Raw genomic sequence first — 18566 nt, forward strand, 5'->3', positions numbered from 1 at the left:
TTAGAGAGTCAGATGTCAGATCTGAGCAAGTTGATCGACCTTTTATACGCAGCCCACTCAGGTCGCGTTGATCCAAAGGCCTTTGTCGGCAAGTTTGATTCCGTGTATTGGAATCTGAGCGATAGAGAGGTTTCTGGAGACTCGAGAGCTTGGCTGGCAATCAATGGGCTCGCCGAGCAATTGGAGTATTTTGATCCGGCAAACCAGGATGAGCCTGGCCTTTTTGGCGAAACCAAACTTCGAGAGCTAATTGGGGAGGCATTAATTGCATGCCGGCTCAATAATTAGTTCCAGTTCGTTCCGGGCCTTGCAGCCCTCCACCGGACGCCCTTGTCAGGGCGCCGCTGAACAAAAGCGTTTAGGTGTTTCTGTGATCTCTGGGTATTTTGATGATTGGGAAGTAAAGGAAGAGTTCTCTCAGGAGTTCATTTCTTTATGGGGTGGTTGGCTAGGTCGAGAAGAGTGTTATAAGCTAGATGAAGTAACAGAATCTGAATGGAAAAGGTTTAATCAATTAGTTAGGTTGCTACATTCAGAATATGAATTGTATGCTGTTAATTTAGAAAACGAGACCATTGATAAACTTGAAGACCTAGATAAATATTTGCCCACCTACGAAGAAGATATGAATAGAGGGCAAATGAACTTCACGACTATTATTATTCCTTCGTTAAATGCAGTATTAGCAGAAGCGTGGGATTTCACTTATATCCTTTATCATAAAAATAATGGTGCAGTTGAAACTCTTAAACCTCTAATAAAAAAGAGTAATTTGTTTAGCTTTAGTGACTAAACACCTAACAATAATTTAAAGCGGGACTGCTAACAGTTTGCTCGGTTTCGCTTCGCTTCACATTATAGCAAACAGTTATCAGCCCCTTAAATGGGCGTTATGAAGGTGGGTAGCTCATGATCCGCAGTCTGATATTTTATCTGCCATTCTTGGTGCCTGCACTGATTACAGCATTATTTTCTGCCTATGTATCCTTCTTGGATAACACAGAGTGTGCATTTTTGCTTGGGATTAATGTGTCGCTCCTCGGCCTGCTTGTGTTTTGCTTTTTGCTACCGGGTATTGTTGCCATTGCGTCGTTGTATGGTCTTTTTTTTAGTATCAAGACCAGGGGGCAAGATTTTTATCCACCCACTGATATCCCTTGGGCAAGTGTTTTCAAGAAGCGCAGCGGAAGGCGCGCGAGGGTACCAAAACTATTAGGCTACCTGCTCCCGATAGTCAGCGTTTGGCTGGTTTGGCTTGGCATATCGTCTTTTATCGAAATCGCTGACGGACGTACGCTCTCCGAAATGAGTGCTGCTATTGGTGCAGGGTGTAAGCATTCATAACCAGGCCAAGCGCGGGGACAGCTTTTCCGTTGCGGCTTCGCCTTCACTACAAAGCTGCGCGTGTTGGCGGCGTTAGGGCATTATGCATATATCAGCGATACAACTGACCAATGACAAAATCGGAGAGCTCCTTGAGAGTGCTCGGATAATGTTACTTCAAGGTAAGTTTGAAGAGTTTGCCGATAAATTTGGTTACGCAGTGGCTTTGGGGCGCAACCATGTTGTCGCTATAAGTGCAGATTACAACGCTGCATTAGAAACTGTCGGGGCCAGCGGCCTAAATTCAGAGAATATCGGCAATTTTAAGATTAGTTTGATCGATCCTACTAATATCGGGATTAATGGCATAGTTGAGCATATCGTCAAAGCTGATAATGGACGTGAACTATTGATTGAGTATGTATTCAGTGGCTCTGATGGGAAAAACCACATTACTTGCGAGCAAATCGGTGTATTGCCCTAACAAGCGTCTATGGTTTGCCGCAGAGCGCGGCATTATTTCAAGGAGGATTAGTGAAGCATTTAGTTTTAGTTTTATCTTTTCTGGTTGTTGGCTGTACCAGTTTAAAAAATGTTGGTGAAAGCAGCCATAATCCTGAAGCTTATGTTGGTATAGAAGATGGCCATCTGATTTATCAAGGTCAAATAACTGAAACATCAAATAATGTGATTTTTTCATTGTTTAGGGCTGCTGAATTCAAGCCAAACCGACTGCTTATTTCGAGCCAAGGCGGTGATATTGGTGCCGGAATGAATTTAGGCCAGTGGGTCAGAGATAATAATTTGGATGTTGAGGTCACAAGAGTATGCGCTTCTTCTTGTGCTAACTATGTATTACCAGCTGCCAATACGAAGTTTTTAAGAAAAGACTCGATTCTGATATGGCATGGTAGCGCTTGGCAATCCAATTGGCATGTTGATCAAGAGCACCGTGCAACTTTCAACACTTACATCACTTTAATGCGTAAAAATGAAACTGATTTTTACGCAGATATCGCAGTCGACAACCTACTAACGACTTACGGCCAGTCTAAATTTAATTTTTTGGACTTCACTCTGGGCTTGTTTGGCAAAGGAACTGTTGGTTACGATTACTCTAAAGCTGATATGAAAAAATTTGGACTGGTTAATATAGTGCTCTTAGATGGCGAATGGGATTGGAGAAAATATCGGCCTGATAGAGCAAATCAGGTTAAGCGTATCAAGGTTGACGATGATTTTGAGTTTAAGCTGCGTAGGTTTGAAATATAACAATAAAATTTTATCGCCAGCAAAAAGCACTGGCTGACTTCAAGCTGTTGCGCGGCTTTCCGCGCTAAATTTGGGCGTTAAGTGGCAAACATGGTAGATACTGAAGCACGAACAAAAGCCAGAAGGATTTCAAAAGAGCGAAACCTTGCGGCACTGGCTAATGACACTAAGTGGTCAGAGTTTTTCGCTGAAATTCACCTAAAGTCAATTGAATTAGAAGTAAAGTTTATTTATGTGGATGCTCCAACAAGGCCTGGAAGAATCTGGATGCCGACCACCAACTACTTGGAAGGAATTCAAATGGGGCCCGAACTTTTCGTTTTTATTGAGTGGGTACGTTCTTGTGATTCAGAAAATGTTTCTAAAATTGCTAAGCACGTAGGTCTTGAGTATTTTGTTTCTGAAGACGAAATCACGGTATATGGTTACAAGTAAAATAGCACTTAACAAGGCAAGCCCGTCTGGCGTTCTAAAGAGTCTTTCGCGACACTACTCGTCACTTTAAAACGCTGGAGCTTGCAGCGTTAGTGCTACATGATATTGCGAGTTCAACGCCTAGCTAATTTATGACATTAAATTAACGGGTTAAGAAAATGGACTTCGGTAGTAAATTCGGTGGCTGGACGTATCTTTTACTTTACCCTGTTGCCGGTTTGGTCTTTTTTTATTGTTGCTGGGGCTGGCAAAGCTTGTTCGTTGTGTTAAGGGTATGCCTGCCGGGGCTTGCCTTATATTAGCGCTATTTCCGATACCGCCAGCGGAAATTTAAAAGTCACAACGTATTAAGCAAGAGCAGGTTAAACGCAAACAAGAGAGTCAGGAAATCCGCTAAATGATAATTAGCCTACACAGTCATAACAATACGCAGCACTTGCTCCCGTTGCTGGCATGGGCGTTAACCTGCTACGTGGCTCGCCGCCCTTACGCTTTGCGATAGGCCATGCGAATGAGAAAACAGCGCGAGGGCACACCCTTTTACGCAAAGCGCATCTATCGGTTGCTGTCGGGTGCCTTTGGCTTGGTTCTGATAGGCCTTGGTTTGTACACTCTGATTTTCAGCGGACTCATGACTGTGCTAAGCGTAGTCGGAGGTATCGGATTGATTCTGATTGGCGGTAATATGGTTTTATCTGCTTACACCTCCAAGGAATCATGGTTGTCCAAGATTGGGCCTTTGCCGTAACCCGGCAGGCATGGCCTAACACATATGAGCCTGCTCGGAGTCAATAGGTAAACCCGCGCTACTGGCCGCGCTAGCGGCCAGGCTTTTGTCCATCAGCAAGATAGACTGCTTCATCTGTCATCTTGGTTTCCAGGGCGATAGCCTGCAACAAACACATATCGGGGCTTTCTTATCTCATGCTCAATGAGCGCCTGCTGACAGCAGGAGCACCAAACATTCATCGGTTATTCTGTTGCTGGCTATTCTGCCTATACGGTAAATTAGAGTAGCCTGCAGGCGATAGAACCAAGCCAAATATAGCGGCCGTTTAAAAGTATTCATCTCAACAAAATCTTGTCTTGAAATTCCCACCAGAAACATGCAGAGTTGCTAACAAATAATAAACAGAATGGCCGGGGTAGAAATGTTGTGCACTCAACAGGTTTTCTTCAGGCTCGTTAGGGCATACAATGCGAACGTTTTTTAACCACTTTGTTGATCTGCTTTTATGCTCAATAACACCGGTTGTTTTATGCCTGATTTACGGTTTAGTTCTTTCTGTTGGTTCATCAAACTGGATACGAGTTTTCGGTGAATTATACATATTAGCCTTTTTTGTATTTATGGTTTCTGCAATGCACACGTTTCTCTTAGGTCTTCCAACGTATTTCTTGGTTCGCAGTATTTTACCGTTCAATTATTTAGTGTCTGCCCTTACTGGGTTCGTCGTTGGGAGCATACCGGTTGCGATTTATTCATGGCCGCTGTCAGGCAGTGGGGCATCCACTATAAACGGAACACCTACAATAATTAATGGTATACCGACAATCGCTGGTTGGATATCTTATGGTCAGGGTGTTTTAGTCTTTGGTGTACTGGGTATTAGTGGCGCGATTACTTACAAGTATTTATTAACTAGGTTTCAGAGCTCTAACAATGCGCTAAGCGCAGACGCCAAAAGCGGCGCTGGTTAACTTGCCGTTATGTTTCAGAAGAGTAACCATTTATGAGTCAATGCCAGCACACCTTAAACGCATTGCAAAATGTATTTGCGTCGAGAACATTTAGATTTAAGTGTTCTTCGTGCTCACAGCCGCTATACCGCGAACATGATGTCTCCCTGTCTTTCTTTGGCCCGGCTCTCTCAATTTGGGTTATTGGTTTAGCTTGTTTTCTGTTTATCTCTTTCACGTATTTCCTTCTAGCCGCCGGTTTCGTTGCCTTGGCGATTATTGGTTCATACATCTGGGATACAAAGGTTAGGCCTTTAAAAGTTTACTGCAGCGAAGAAAAAGCAACCAACAAACGAAAGAGTAAAAACGCTCTACTTTTATTTTTTTGCATCATAACATTAGGCATCATCTTTGAATTCACAACATAACAAGGCCAGGCAAAACGGCGGCTTTCGTTTCGGCTTCGCCTACACGGCAAATCCGCGCTTGCTGGCGGGCGTTATATGGAAGCAACATGATCGACACGGAGTTTAAAGTCAGAAGATACGTCACTGAATTCTCTGAAGAGACGGAAGAGTTAATTGCTGAGTACGATCTGCGGTCTTTTGAGTTGAAACATTTCCAAATGGAGTTTGGTGAACCAAACAGCGATAACCCAATGTTTGATTGCTATCCAATAAAAGAGTGCAACGTTAAATTTCTCAGAATGCACTTAGCAAAAGAGCCTGAATGGGATTTCGTTAATAAATCATACTTCGTAGAAGCCCATGCCATATAACAAGTTATTGCTTAATTTCGTTCCGGCCACGAACAGCGAGGCCTCCACTGGACTGCCTACGCTACGCTACGGCAGCCAATTAGCAAAGCATTAGACCTCGGAGGAGTAATAGTGCGTAAAGATTCAACTTGTCCAGAGTGCGGACACTCCAACTTGTACGCGAGCAAGGATATTTCGTCAGGAGGATTCCTCGTCGCCTGACCTCATCTCAAACCTAAGTGTCTTTAGTCACGCGGTTATCAGCTGAACTTATCTTTCAACATGTCCGTAAACTGATGCATTCTCCAAAAATAAATTCATGATGCTACGGAGTTGAAAATGAATCAAATTAATCCCGCAAAATTGCGCAATAGCAAATGGACAGCGGTAAAACCGATAAATCGGGAGAAACACTTTTTGGTGTCAGAAGTTGACTATGAAGAAGACGGCTCAGTGATTTCGTGTAAGTTAGACTCTGTTCTTTCCAAAAAAGAATATTTAATTGATTGGCGTGACCTTAAGAATGAAGAAAAATGGATTCAAGGTTGGACATAATCGGCATACGGCCAATTCACCTAACCAAATCCACGGACGCCCTCTGTATGGCAAGAACAAAATAGTAAAACGTAAAAATTTTGGCCGCTGCGCCAGGGCAAACGCCAGTACAAAACATCTTGTAAACAATGCTAATATCGACAGCAACTGGGTTGTGCGAAATCGCATTGCCGAAGACATTGATAGCAACATTTTACCAGGAGAACGCCTTGCATCCGGATTTCTGGCAGGAAAAGTGGCAAAAAAGAGAAATTGCCTTTCACCAGGCGGCAGCAAACCCCTTGCTGGTTAGCTGTTTTCAGCAGTTGGCGCTGGTGCCGGACAGTCGGGTGTTTGTCCCGCTATGTGGCAAAACTCTGGACATCGGCTGGCTGCTGGCCAGTGGATATCGGGTGGTGGGGGCAGAACTGAGCGAGGTTGCGGTACAAGAACTTTTTGCTGAACTGGGGCTGACGCCAGACATCAGTACTGCCGGTAAGTTGCAGCATTACAAAGCGGATAAGCTGGAGGTGTTTGTCGGCGATATGTTTGAATTGTCGCAAGCGGCCTTAGGTCCGGTTGCGGCCATTTATGATCGCGCGGCACTGGTCGCGCTGCCTGCTGACATGCGACAACGCTATGCACAACAGCTGATGACTATCAGCCAATGCGCGCCGCAACTGGTGATTTGCTTTGATTATGATCAGGCTATGCTGGCCGGACCGCCTTTTGCGGTCGATAGCAAAGAAATGCATAAACTTTATGGCCATTATTACCACCTGAACTGCCTGAAGAAACAAGACGTTCCCGGAGGATTAAAGCGCAAGTGTCAGGCAACCGAATCGGCTTGGTTACTGACCATGCCAGGCTAAATCTGCATACCTGAAAATGACGGCACCGTAAACCTGAAAAGAAAAAACCGGGCTTTAAGGCAGTAACGCCTTTGACGCTTTAGCGCTAAACAGCAGGGCTTTAATCTTGGCAAAGGGCGTTAATACCAGCGCATTACCGGCCAGTACCAGTGCAAAGCCAGCAAAGGTGTAGCCGGTCCAGACAAAGTCTTCATAAAGTGTGCTGAGCAGCACGGCGACTAACGGGAACAGCACTATCACATAGCTGGCTTTTTCCGGGCCCATGCGTTTTAACAGGGCAAAGTAGGTGGCAAAGGCGATAACCGAGCCAAATACCGCTAAATAGAGTAGCGATGCAATATAAGTCGGGCTGGGGCTAAAACTTAAAGGGATGCCGCTGACCAGCACCAACAACCCCAGCGCCAGGCTGCCATATAACATACCCCAGGCATTCACCTGCATAATCGGCAGGCCTGCCAGCGAGTTGCGCACACTGACCATATTACCTAAGGAGGCACTGAGTGCACTGCCCAACACCAGTATTAAGCCCAGCAGGCTGGCGTTGCTCAAATCCGGGCCATCCAAATCAGGATAAAACAGTACCGCTATGCCGGCTATGCCCATCAGGGCACCAAAATAAATGCGTTTGGCTACCGGCTTGCCAAAAAATAGCCGGGTATTAACGATATTCATCAATAACATAGTAGTAAAAGCAATGGCCGCCATGGCCGAGCTGATATGCAGTTGTGCCTGATAAATCAGCAGGTAATTCAGCGCAAAATTGAGTATGGCTAATAGCGCAATAAAAGCATGATTTTTAATGCTAAATTGCATGGGTAAGCGGCGGACATAGCAAAAAAGCCACATTAACAGCGCCGAGATAGCAAAGCGGTAAAACAATGATAATTCTACCGCGACCTCACCCAGCTGAAACTCAATGGCAATCCAGGTGGAGCCCCAGATCAGTACAGTAACCAGATACAGCAGGATGTTTTGCATGATGGGCGGCGCCAATGGCAAAGCTAGCTTCAGAGGCAGCGATCATAAGCCAGCACAAGCTCACTGGCAATCGGCAAATATTAAAAGCGGATTTTGCCGGTGAGCACATCTTTATACATCACCCAGTCGCCGAGCAGGCTGTACAACGGATACTTAAAGGTCGCTGGTTTGTTTTTTTCAAAAAAGAAATGACCGACCCAGGCAAAGCCATAACCGAGCAGCGGTACTAACCAGAGTAACCGCCATTGGCCAGTCAGCAGAGCGCTAAACAGCACTAGCAGCACTAGTGTGCTGCCTACTACGTGCAAACGGCGGCAAGTACGGTTTTGATGTTCTTGCAGGTAATAGGGGTAAAAGGCTTTAAAGCTGTTAAAGCGTGCTGTGTTACTGTCTGTCATGGAGTTTACCTCTTGGTACTGCAAGTATGGCTTAGTGCTATCATAACCTGCCGCTATGTTGATGCAAGGTTTCAGGCAATGCTCAGGCATATTGCGCCAGCCTGACTAAAAATACCGCCAAAGATGATTGCTGCTGCTTCACATAATCGCGACAATAGCCGGTCTTTGTTGTTGAGGTGGCTATGGTTAATCTGACGTTGATGGGCGCCTTTATTCCGACCTTTTTGTTTGTCTCTATTACGCCTGGAATGTGTATGACCCTGGCCATGACATTGGGTATGAGCCAGGGCGTGCGCCGCACCTTTTGGATGATGTGGGGCGAGATGCTGGGCGTGGCGCTGGTGGCTATACTGGCCGTGCTGGGTGTCGCCGCGCTGATGTTGCAGTTTCCGACAGTGTTTCAGTTGTTTAAAGTGGCTGGGGCCTGTTATTTAACCTTTATCGGTGTGCAGATGTGGCGTGCTAAAGGTAAGCTGGCGGTACCTAAGGTCGGGCTGCTGCCCGCATTATTGCCGCGCGGCACACTGTTTAGTCAGGGCTTTATTACGGCAGTATCTAACCCTAAAGGCTGGGCCTTTCATATGGCGCTGTTACCGCCTTTTATCGACAGCCAACTGGCGTTCTGGCCGCAGTTGCTGGTGCTTATCAGTATTATTTTACTGTTAGAATTTTTGTCGATGTTGCTCTATGCCTCTGGCGGCAAAGCACTGGCGCTGTTTTTAACCCGTGCCAACCGGGTGCAGTATTTAAACCGCATCGGCGCCAGCCTGATGTTTGGCGTGGCGCTGTGGATGCTGCTGGGCTAGTTGCGGCAACAAGCAGTGGTTACAGCTGATCCGGAATATCCGGCTCGGCCAGCAATGCCATCAATTGCAAGGATTCCTGCCAGCCGGCATAGCAAAATTCCACCGGTATCGCCTCGGGCAGTATGAAAAAAATATAGCCAGATTTGCATTTTTGATATGTGCAATTATAATTGCACTTATATGTTTAGGTGGAGGTGTTTATGGCTCAAATTACTATTTACTTAGATGACGAGCTAATACAGCAAGTAAAGCAGTCTGCTGCTGAAGCTAAAGTATCGCAAAGTCAGTGGATTGCTGATCTTATTCGGCAACACTGCCATACAGATTGGCCTCTAGCTGTGCGCGAAATGGCTGGGAGTTGGCAAGTCTTTCCAGAGCAGCAGGACATACGAGCTGATCAAGGTAGTGATATAGCACGAGAGCCATTATGAAATATGCGCTTGATACCAACACGCTGATATATTTCTTTAAGGGCATGGGCAATGTTCAGCAGAGACTACTGGCAAAATCGCCGGGCGATATTTTACTGCCCGCTGTGGTGCTCTATGAGCTAGAAACAGGCATTGCAAAATCACAGGCTCCGGCTAGAAGACGTGATCAGTTAAATGAGCTGCTAAAAGTAATTCAAATTATTCCGTTTGACGCAAAAGCGGCCAAAATTGCGGCGGACGTGCGTGCTGATCTGGAACAGCAAGGCCGAATGATAGGACCATTGGATAACCTTATTGCCGCCAGTGCTAAAGCAGCTGGCGCAATACTGGTAACCCGCAATGTCAGTGAGTTTTCTCGTATTGCCGGTCTTGTTGTCGAGAATTGGTTTGAATAACAGCTATATACTCACCGGCATTTCAATTGCGCATGCAATAAATACAAGAATGGGGACTGATTGCCACTGATTGTTCCCACCTTATTTCGGTTTGACCCTGATTTAGGTAATGCTTATTGCTGGCATTGTTATAATCAACCAGAATAGCGCTATAACTGCAAAAAAAAGGGCTTGACCCTGACGTGGCGTAATAGCTCAGGCTGGCGCTCGCGGGTTTAGCTCAACAATATAAGCAGGTATCAGGGTGGCAACACACAACACTTTCTCGGTTAGTCAGGTAAGCCAGATGGCTGGTGTCAGTATCCGTACTTTACATCATTACGACAATATCGGTTTGCTGTCACCAATACGAGGGCAAGATAACGGTTATCGTGAATACACGGAGCAGCATCTTGCCAGATTGCATCAGATTTTGGTGTACAAGCAACTGGAATTCAGTCTGGATAAAATAAGAGACGTGATGTGCAGTCAACATTTTGATGCCTACAGCGCACTGGCAGAGCAGCGCGATGTACTGTTAAACAAACTCGACAAAACTCAGTTAATTATCAACCATATCGAGGTGGCTATGAGCATTGCGCAAGGTGAAAAAAATCTGGACATACTGTTTACCGGGTTACCAGCGGAAAAAGCAGCACGCTGGAAAAGCCAGTTTGCCGAAATGGCGTCAGACCAAAGTGACTACAAAGATGTAATGCAGTCGTTGGGTAATTTAACGCAGCAGGAGTCTGAACAATTTCAGCAGGTGTTGGAGCATTGGCTGCAGCAGTACTTGCAGGTTCTGTCGCTACCGGTTCATGCACAAGATTTACAGCAATTGGTGTTAGAGCATTTAAAACTGCAAAATCGGTTTTTTCGTCAAATGTGTAAAGGTGAAGAATTTTCGGGTATTGGGTATCAGGGCTATCTGACTTTGGCCGATGCTATAATTCAAGAGCCGTTAGCTTATGAAATGTTTGCGCACTATGCACCGTCACTGCCGGAGCATCTGCATGAAGCAATGATGTATTTTGCCGAGCATAAGTTTAAAGGTAATATTGATAAGTACCGGCAAGTGGCTGTTAGCTCTTTATCTTCTGAGTAATACTTCAGGGCCGGTCGGCGTTATAACCTCGGTGAGTGGCATCGAGGCTGTTCGCTTTATGGTGTGGTAAATTTTATTGTTCAACGGTACTGCGCCAGCGCTTCCTGAATTTGCATAAACTCTCGCTGGGTGTCGGGTTGAAGTTCGTTTAGCGAACGGGCAATATTTATTGCCGCTCCAGCGCTGCCGCAACATGGCAATTTCCGGCGGCACTGTCTACCTTTAACTTTGGTCAGTTAAGGCAAAGGCATCGTGATGGTAAAGTACATCCCGCCTGGTGTTTACCGGCAGCAAGAAACCTTGTTGGGGCAACCGGTCACGGCTGCCAGCACCTCTATTGTGGCTTTTGTTGGCCATACTGATTTGGGGCCGTTGGCACAGCCGGTATTAATTAACAGCTTTGCCGAGTATCAAAAGCAGTTTATGAACTCGTCTGATCTGGCAGACGAACCGGATGACATGACCAAGGCGTTAATTGCCTTTTATGGTAACGGTGGCAAGCGCGCTTATATATGCCGGGTAAATAACGATGATTACCCAAGCTATTACCAGCAGGTATTAAGCCAATATAATGATTTTAGCCTGTTAGTCTTACCCGGTAAGTACTGGGGCGCAACAGATGGCAATGCTGCTGAAGCCCAGACTGCAGCTAATCAGTTGATTTTGGCGACACTGGCATTTTGCCAACAGGTACGACATTGCATGTTGTTACTGGACACAGCCTCAGGTTATCCGCTTGACAGCCCAGCCAGTGTGACAGCATTAAGCTTGCCCACCAGCAGTTTTGTCGCCTTGTACTATCCGTGGCTGAGCATCAGCAACCCCTTTTATCATGCCACCAGGCAGCCGACAGCGGAAAAAACCCTGACACTGGCACCCTCAGCTTTGGCGGCGGCGATAGTAGTGAGCACCGATGCCCGCTTTGGCGTGCACAAAGCGCCGGCCGGCGTGTCTGCCAAGCTTAATGGTGTGATAAGTCTGCAATACAGCGTCAATGAGCTTAACCAGCAGTTTTTAAATCCGCTTGGCATTAACTGTATCCGCACCTTGCCGAAATTAGGCACGGTGTTGTGGGGGGCCCGCACTTTAGCGGCGCAATCTGAGCCTCAATGGCGCTACATTTCAGTGCGGCGTACGGCTATTTTTCTGGAGCAAAGTATCAGCCAAAGTTTGCACTGGGCTTTATCAGAGCAAAACAACGAGCGGCTGTGGCAGGCGGTGCGCCGCCATGTCAGTAATTTTATGCAAACGTTGTTTCATGCCGGGGCTTTGCAGGGTAGTAAAGCGCAGCAAGCATTTTTTGTGCAATGCGGTTTGGGTAGTAGTATGTCAGCGCAGGATATTGAGCAGCAGCAATTGGTGCTTGTGCTGGGCTTTGCCGCGTTCAAACCTCAAGAGTTTATTGTGATACGGCTGCGCCTGCCAATGACCCCACCGGCATAGCACTGGCAGCACAACTTTACACTTCAGCCTAAGCGCGAATGGCTGAGGCTCAACGCCGCAGGCCACTTATGCTAAACTGGCGCCAATTTCTGCTTGGCTAACCGATTTATCAGGAGTGTTTAGTGGCTTCTTTAGGTACATTATATCCGCAACCGTTATGGCAATGGTTTGAACAAATTTGTGCGATTCCTCATCCGTCTAAACATGAGCAGGCGTTAAGCCAGCATATTCAGGCCTGGGCCCGGGATAAAGGGTTAAGCGTGCTGGAAGACAGCGTGGGTAACCTTATTATTAAAAAGCCTGCTACCCCGGGTATGGAAAACCGTAAAACCGTGGTGATTCAGGCGCATTTAGACATGGTGCCGCAAAAAAATGCCGATAAAGCACATGACTTTACCAAAGATCCGATTGAAGCCTATATCGATGGCGACTGGGTCACTGCCAAAGGCACCACCTTGGGAGCGGATAACGGCATTGGTATGGCTTCAGCGCTGGCGATTTTAGGCAGCGACGAGATAAAGCATGGCCCACTGGAAGTGCTGTTAACCATAGACGAAGAAGCGGGCATGACAGGCGCCTTTGGCCTGCAACCTGGGCTGCTTGAGGCGGAGATTTTAATTAATACCGACTCAGAGCAGGAAGGCGAAATTTACATGGGCTGTGCCGGCGGCGTCGATGCCGAGTTCAGTGTGCCGGTGCAGTGGCAGCCATTACCGGCCGGGCATCAGGCCTATCGGTTAAGTTTAACTGGCTTAAAGGGCGGCCACTCAGGTGTGAATATTCATCTGGGGCGCGGCAATGCCAACAAATTGCTGGCGCGGTTTTTAGTAGCGCAGGCGCCGCTATTGGAGCTGAAAATCAGTGAGATTCATGGCGGTTCTTTGCGCAATGCAATTCCGCGTGAAGCCAGCGCCATAGTGACCTTACCCGCAAACCTGCGCCCACAGTTAGAGCAGGCGGTGCAGGATTATCTGGCGCTGTTACAACAGGAACTGGCTGCGGTAGAGCCGGCGTTAGACTTCAAGCTGAGCGAAACCCTGTTACCCGCTCAGGTGATGAGCCATGAAACTGAACACAAGTTGCTGAATTTGCTGCATGCCTGCCCGAATGGCGTGCTGCGGATGAGTGATGATGTTGTCGGTGTGGTAGAAACCTCGCTAAATGTAGGGGTGATGACGACACAAGGCGATAAGGTGCAGCTGTTATGTCTGATTCGCTCGTTAATTGACTCCGGTCGCCAACAGCTGGAGTCTATGCTGAGTGCTTTGGCTGCGCTGGCGGGAGTGCCGGTGCGGTTCAGTGGCGCTTATCCGGGCTGGAAGCCGGATCCCAGTTCGCCGGTGATGAAAATCGTTAACGACACCTATCAGGATATTTACCAGAAAGAGCCGGTGATTATGGTGATCCATGCTGGTTTAGAGTGTGGCCTGTTTAAAAAGCCTTATCCGGATATGGACATGGTGTCTATTGGCCCAACCATCCGCTACCCACACGGCCCGGATGAAATGGTCAATATTGAAACCGTCGGCCAGTACTGGCAGTTGTTACTGGCCGTGCTGGAGCGTATTCCTGAGCGTGCTTAACACTCATCACTAAACACTCAACACTCAACAATAACGCCGGCTTTTACCGGCGTTTGTGTTTGATCCAAGCCAATGGCTTTTTTAGCAAATGCTATAAAAAAATGACGCAGAAAAAGTCGGAATGAGCATCCTTTACGTTTAACAGGGTAAGTTTTTAATAAACCAGACAACAACGGTACCATTAATGACAACTAACGTATTAGGTACAGCATTAAGCGCTTGCTGTTTTTCACCGAAAACGGGCTATTACCGTGATGGATATTGCCACACTTCAGCTATGGACACGGGCAGCCATGTGTTGTGTGCCCAGGTGACACAAGATTTTTTGCAATATAGTTTGTCTATGGGGAATGACTTAATGACTGCTCACCCTGAATGGGATTTTCCGGGGTTGGTTGAGGGCGACTTTTGGTGTTTATGTGCTATGCGTTGGTTAGAGGCAGAGCAGGCGGGTGTTGCGCCAAAGCTTAAGCTCAGTGCCTGCCATGCCCGCGCGCTGGAATTTGCGCCTTTAGCATTGTTTTTACGTTATGCCTTAGCGGAGTCTTAGCGTATGGAATTTAGCGCTGAGCAGTTATCACGCATTATTGAAATGGCCTGGGAAGATCGCACCCCCTTTGAAGCTATTGCGCGTTTATATGGCTTAAATGAATCGGCAGTGGTGGCGTTAATGCGCCGCGAGCTTAAAGCCAGTAGCTTCAGGTTGTGGCGTCAGCGCATGGCCGGGCGCAAAACCAAACATCTGCAGTTGCGCTCAGCTGAGGTGAGTCGTGCTTATTGCTCAACTCAGTATAAGCGCCAGTGAACATTTAATAGCTGTCAATGAGTGCTGTTCGTGGTGTAATCAGTTATCTCTTTTTTACCACGGCAGTCGGAGCACCTTATGCAGCAACTGCAAGATCAACACCTTTGGCAAACCCGGGCCTATATTAACGGCCAATGGCAAGACAGCGCGGATTCCTTTGTGGTCACTAATCCGGCGAATGGTCAGCAGCTGGCCTGCGTCGCCGACATGACCGCCACCGAAGCCGGCCTGGCAGTACAAGCCGCCTCGGTCGCCTTTGCTGACTGGTCAGTAAAGCCGGTCGCCGAGCGCTCAGCATTGCTAATGAAGTGGTATCAGCTGATGATGCAACATCAGCAAGATTTAGCGCTGATCCTGACGCTGGAGCAAGGTAAGCCGCTCAGTGAGGCGATGGCCGAAATCGCCTATGGCGCCAGCTATATTCAATGGTTTGCTGAACAAGCAAAACGGTTGAGCGGCGATACTTTACCGGCCCCTTCTGCTGACAAAAGACTACTGGTGCTACGCCAGCCCGTGGGCGTGGTGACGGCTATTACGCCATGGAATTTCCCCAATGCCATGTTGGCGCGCAAAGCCGCAGCCGCGCTGGCGGCCGGTTGTACCTTTGTGGCCAAACCGGCATCCGAGACGCCGTTATCGGCGTTAGCGCTGGCCGAGTTGTCGCAGCGCGCCGGTATTCCTGCCGGAGTATTTAATCTGCTGACGCAACATCCACTGGTGGCCAAATTCAGTTTTACCGGCTCTACCGCCGTGGGTAAGCGCTTGCTGCAGCAATGTGCCACTGGCGTAAAGCGTGTCACTATGGAATTGGGCGGCAATGCGCCCTTTATTGTGTTTGCCGATGCCGACTTAGATGCTGCCGTTAGCGGCCTAATGGCGGCTAAGTTTCGCAATGCCGGCCAAACCTGTGTCTGTGCTAATCGGGTATTGGTGCAACAACAGGTGCTAGAGCCCTTTGTCGATAAGCTGCGGCTGGCGGTGGCAAAGTTAGTGGTGGCCGATGGCGTAACGCCGGGTGCTCAGATAGGGCCGTTAATTAATGCTAAAGCGCTGGCTAAGGTCAGCCAATTAGTCGATGACGCCTGTCAACAAGGCGCCAGCCTGCTGGTGGGGGGCGCTATTGCCTCTGCCGGGCCGCAGTTTTATCAGCCCAGCTTACTTACTGGGGTAACCGCAGAGATGGCGATAAGCCAGCAGGAAATTTTTGGCCCGGTAGTAGCGGTACAACGCTTTTGCGATGAAGCTGAGGCCATCCATCTGGCGAATGATACCGACTATGGTTTGGCGGGCTATTTTTATAGCCGCGATATAGGCCGGGTATTCAGGGTGGCGGCAGCGCTGAAGTTTGGCATGCTGGGGATTAACGAGGGCATCATTTCAGATGCCAGTGCGCCCTTTGGCGGCGTAAAACAGTCGGGCTTTGGCCGTGAAGGCTCGCGCCACGGGCTGGACGATTACACTGAGCTGAAGTATTTGTGTTTGGGCGGCATCAGCGGTTAACTGCTGCCGCCCGGCTCAGTGAGTGTTACTCTGTGGTTTTACGATAGCGCTTAAACCAGGCCAGCGCATGCTCGGCTTTGGCGATCATCCAGGATGGCCGGTTCGTCACGCCATGGTAGGCATCGGGTACCCGCACCATCACACTGTCTACCTGCAGCAGTTTCATCGCCTGATAGTATTGCTCAGTATCCGCCATAGGGGTGCGGCGGTCTTTCTCACCGGTAAAGAGTAATACCGGCGTTTTGACATTGGCCACTAACGACAGCGGTGAACGCTGCCAGTAATGCGCCTGCTGCTCCCACGGCGTGCCCGGGAACTGGTTACGAATTTGCCCGACATAGCTATCGGCAGCCAGGACTTTTGAGGTCCAGTTTACCACCGGGTTAGTGGCCGCTGCGGCATTAAAGCGATCGGTCAGGCCAATAGCATATAAGGTGGCGATACCCCCGGCTGAGCCACCGGCGATAAACAGATTCTGCTCATCAATAAAGCCCTTGGCAATCATCGCATCGACCCCGGACATATGATCCTGAAAATCATATTCAGAGGAATAGTTGTAATGCAGTAACATGGCAAAGCGCTCACCATAGCTGGTGCTGCCGCGATAATTGTTGTACAGCACCACATAGCCTTCCGCGGCATAGCGTTGCAGCTCAGCCGCAAACTGCGGGCCATAAGCCAGATGTGGGCCGCCATGAATTTCTAAAATAAGCGGGTATTTTTTGCTGGGGTCAAAATCCGGTGGCGTAATATACCAGGCCTGAATGCTCTCATCGCCAGCGCTGGAGGTATAGCGGATTTCATGCACTTCCCCCAGTTTACGTTGTGCCAGTAACCCTTGGTTAAGCGCGGTTAAAGTGCGTTTACGGTTGTTGACCAGTACCGCTACTTCGGCCGGGCGCTGGCTGCTGCCCTGAGTGTAGGCAATAGTGCCATTGGCGGCCACGCTGTACATGCCACTTAAATAAGGCCGGCCTAACGACGTGCCACCCAGATCATCCAGTAAGTCTTGCATGCGGTCGCGTGTATTGATTTGCGCGACTTTAGTGCGGCCCTGATCGGTATACAAAAACAGCAGCGTAGTGTTATTGACCCAGCTGGGGCTGTCGACACTGCGATCCAGTTGCTTAGCCAGCTCCATAATCTTGCCTGAACTTAGCTGCAGCAGCTTCAGCGTGCTATTGACATAAGATACCGCATCCGGGCGGGTATAGGTAAAGGCCAGCGTTTTGCCATCGGGGGATAAGGCCGGCTCGCTTTCTTCGCCATCTAAACTGGTCAGTTGCGTCAGGCTTTGCTGTTGCAGGGTGATTTTATATAAATCGGCCTGACGGCTTTGTAATTCCCAATGCTGGTGGCGATTGGCAGAGAAGATCAGCGCCTGGCTGTCTGGTGTCCAGACTAAAGGGCCGCGGTGGGAGTAGGGGCCTGACGTTAATTGTTGCTGCATGCCACCCTGAGCGGGCACCACAAAGAGTTGGTTGTAGGCCGAACGCATCACGCCACGGCCATCAGCCTGATAATAGGTGCGCTCAACCACTATAGGGCTAGCCGACCAGTTGGCACCTTGGGGTTTAGCTGGCTGATAAACACTTTTAGCAAAATCGGTGGCAGGGGCGGTGACTTCAGCTAAAAAAGCTAAGTACTCACCATTGGGTGACCAGCTCAGTTGCGTCGGGCGAATTTGCAATTGGCTGATGGCTGCCGTTTTTTGCTCTGCCAGCCAGTGCACATAAATTTGCGGGCTGCCTTCGCGGTCAGAGACAAAGGCGATACGGTTATTATCCGGCGCCCAGCGCGGCTGGCTATAACTGAATTTATCGGCAAACAGCGGGTGTTGCTGACCGCTCGCCACATCCAGTAACCATAAACTGCTTTCTGTGCGATCGGTCATGATATTGTTTTGCTGGCGCACATAGACCACACGTTTGCCGTCAGGCGAAACTTGTACATCATTAGCGGCAGCTAAGCGGAAAATATCATCGGCCTGAAATGGCGTGGTCGCGGCAAAACTGGCTGGCAGCACCAGTAGCAATAGCCAACAAAAAAAGGTCAAGCGCAGCATAATAACACCCTGTTAAGTAAAAGCATCACTATAACCAAGGGCTAACATGATGCGAAGCTAAACAGGGCAAAATTAAGATTGTATAAGACAGGTGACCAGCCAAATCAGATAACGGTGACCCAGTCTGGTAAAAACTCGATGGCCCACATTTCCAGTACCTTATCAAAGCCGGTAAAAATCATTAAGGCAATTAATAAAAGTGCAT

The 18566-nt window shown here is 48.3% G+C and carries 22 protein-coding genes; 19 read left to right on the forward strand and 3 right to left on the reverse strand.

All coding sequences use genetic code 11. From position 1 onward, the window contains the following. The 10 genes from V7D78_RS04975 to tmpT form a co-directional block, all read left to right on the forward strand. Positions 1-288 (forward strand): hypothetical protein (locus V7D78_RS04975; RefSeq protein ID WP_333607330.1); only part of this gene is annotated, 288 nt, incomplete at its 5' end. Beyond that, positions 266-793 (forward strand): hypothetical protein, encoded by a 528-nt coding sequence (locus V7D78_RS04980; RefSeq protein WP_333607331.1) that lies wholly within the window; start codon positions 266-268, stop codon positions 791-793. The genes V7D78_RS04975 and V7D78_RS04980, both read left to right, overlap by 23 nt. Positions 794-909: 116 nt before the next feature. Beyond that, positions 910-1344 (forward strand): hypothetical protein, encoded by a 435-nt coding sequence (locus V7D78_RS04985; RefSeq protein ID WP_333607332.1) that lies wholly within the window; start codon positions 910-912, stop codon positions 1342-1344. A gap of 82 nt (positions 1345-1426) precedes the next feature. After that, positions 1427-1807, forward strand: coding sequence for a hypothetical protein (locus V7D78_RS04990; protein ID WP_333607333.1), 381 nt, complete (start codon positions 1427-1429; stop codon positions 1805-1807). A gap of 50 nt (positions 1808-1857) precedes the next feature. Next, positions 1858-2595, forward strand: a complete 738-nt coding sequence (locus tag V7D78_RS04995) for a hypothetical protein (protein ID WP_333607334.1) — start codon at positions 1858-1860, stop codon at positions 2593-2595. Positions 2596-2685: 90 nt separating this feature from the next. Then, positions 2686-3030: a DUF6678 family protein gene (locus V7D78_RS05000; protein ID WP_333607335.1), complete on the forward strand. Its 345-nt coding sequence runs from the start codon at positions 2686-2688 to the stop codon at positions 3028-3030. Between the two features lie 1197 nt (positions 3031-4227). Next, positions 4228-4731, forward strand: coding sequence for a hypothetical protein (locus V7D78_RS05005; protein ID WP_333607336.1), 504 nt, complete (start codon positions 4228-4230; stop codon positions 4729-4731). Positions 4732-5224: 493 nt separating this feature from the next. Further along, positions 5225-5488 (forward strand): DUF7683 domain-containing protein, encoded by a 264-nt coding sequence (locus tag V7D78_RS05010; RefSeq protein ID WP_333607337.1) that lies wholly within the window; start codon positions 5225-5227, stop codon positions 5486-5488. A gap of 318 nt (positions 5489-5806) precedes the next feature. After that, positions 5807-6022, forward strand: coding sequence for a TIGR02450 family Trp-rich protein (locus V7D78_RS05015; protein WP_333607338.1), 216 nt, complete (start codon positions 5807-5809; stop codon positions 6020-6022). Between the two features lie 209 nt (positions 6023-6231). Continuing rightward, on the forward strand, positions 6232-6873 hold the full coding sequence (gene tmpT / locus V7D78_RS05020) for a thiopurine S-methyltransferase (RefSeq protein WP_333607339.1): 642 nt from the start codon (positions 6232-6234) through the stop codon (positions 6871-6873). 54 nt (positions 6874-6927) lie between these two features. On the opposite strand, the gene V7D78_RS05025 is transcribed toward tmpT, so the two are convergent. Continuing rightward, a complete protein-coding gene (locus tag V7D78_RS05025; protein ID WP_333607340.1) occupies positions 6928-7851 on the reverse strand; it encodes a DMT family transporter in 924 nt (307 codons plus the stop codon). An 80-nt stretch (positions 7852-7931) separates the two neighbouring features. Further along, the gene (locus V7D78_RS05030; RefSeq protein ID WP_333607341.1) at positions 7932-8249 is read right to left on the reverse strand and encodes an Mpo1-like protein; all 318 of its coding nucleotides are present in this window, start codon (positions 8247-8249) and stop codon (positions 7932-7934) included. A 182-nt stretch (positions 8250-8431) separates the two neighbouring features. Here V7D78_RS05030 and V7D78_RS05035 point away from each other — a divergent pair, with 182 nt between their 5' ends. The 9 genes from V7D78_RS05035 to V7D78_RS05080 all read left to right on the forward strand — a co-directional run bounded on the left by V7D78_RS05035 (position 8432) and on the right by V7D78_RS05080 (position 16296). After that, positions 8432-9055 carry a LysE family translocator gene (locus tag V7D78_RS05035; protein WP_333607342.1) on the forward strand — a complete coding sequence of 208 codons (624 nt, stop codon included), beginning with the start codon at positions 8432-8434 and terminating at the stop codon, positions 9053-9055. Between the two features lie 200 nt (positions 9056-9255). Beyond that, positions 9256-9486 carry a CopG family transcriptional regulator gene (locus tag V7D78_RS05045; RefSeq protein WP_333607343.1) on the forward strand — a complete coding sequence of 77 codons (231 nt, stop codon included), beginning with the start codon at positions 9256-9258 and terminating at the stop codon, positions 9484-9486. Continuing rightward, a complete protein-coding gene (locus V7D78_RS05050; RefSeq protein WP_333607344.1) occupies positions 9483-9881 on the forward strand; it encodes a type II toxin-antitoxin system VapC family toxin in 399 nt (132 codons plus the stop codon). Before V7D78_RS05045 ends, V7D78_RS05050 begins: the two co-directional genes overlap by 4 nt. A gap of 244 nt (positions 9882-10125) precedes the next feature. Beyond that, on the forward strand, positions 10126-10965 hold the full coding sequence (locus V7D78_RS05055; protein ID WP_333607345.1) for a MerR family transcriptional regulator: 840 nt from the start codon (positions 10126-10128) through the stop codon (positions 10963-10965). A 255-nt stretch (positions 10966-11220) separates the two neighbouring features. Then, a complete protein-coding gene (locus V7D78_RS05060) occupies positions 11221-12408 on the forward strand; it encodes a phage tail sheath family protein (protein ID WP_333607346.1) in 1188 nt (395 codons plus the stop codon). A gap of 122 nt (positions 12409-12530) precedes the next feature. Continuing rightward, positions 12531-13991 (forward strand): aminoacyl-histidine dipeptidase, encoded by a 1461-nt coding sequence (locus V7D78_RS05065; protein WP_333607347.1) that lies wholly within the window; start codon positions 12531-12533, stop codon positions 13989-13991. Positions 13992-14175: 184 nt separating this feature from the next. Then, entirely contained in the window at positions 14176-14541 is a 366-nt protein-coding gene (locus V7D78_RS05070; RefSeq protein WP_333607348.1) for a DUF2237 family protein, read from the forward strand. A 3-nt stretch (positions 14542-14544) separates the two neighbouring features. Next, positions 14545-14796, forward strand: a complete 252-nt coding sequence (locus tag V7D78_RS05075; protein ID WP_333607349.1) for a TIGR03643 family protein — start codon at positions 14545-14547, stop codon at positions 14794-14796. Positions 14797-14874: 78 nt separating this feature from the next. Beyond that, positions 14875-16296, forward strand: coding sequence for an NAD-dependent succinate-semialdehyde dehydrogenase (locus V7D78_RS05080; RefSeq protein ID WP_333607350.1), 1422 nt, complete (start codon positions 14875-14877; stop codon positions 16294-16296). A 25-nt stretch (positions 16297-16321) separates the two neighbouring features. On the opposite strand, the gene V7D78_RS05085 is transcribed toward V7D78_RS05080, so the two are convergent. Next, on the reverse strand, positions 16322-18361 hold the full coding sequence (locus tag V7D78_RS05085; protein WP_333607351.1) for a S9 family peptidase: 2040 nt from the start codon (positions 18359-18361) through the stop codon (positions 16322-16324). Between the last annotated feature and the right edge of the window lie 205 nt (positions 18362-18566).

It is taken from the genome of Arsukibacterium sp. (assembly GCF_036735525.1).
Lineage (GTDB): Bacteria > Pseudomonadota > Gammaproteobacteria > Enterobacterales > Alteromonadaceae > Alishewanella.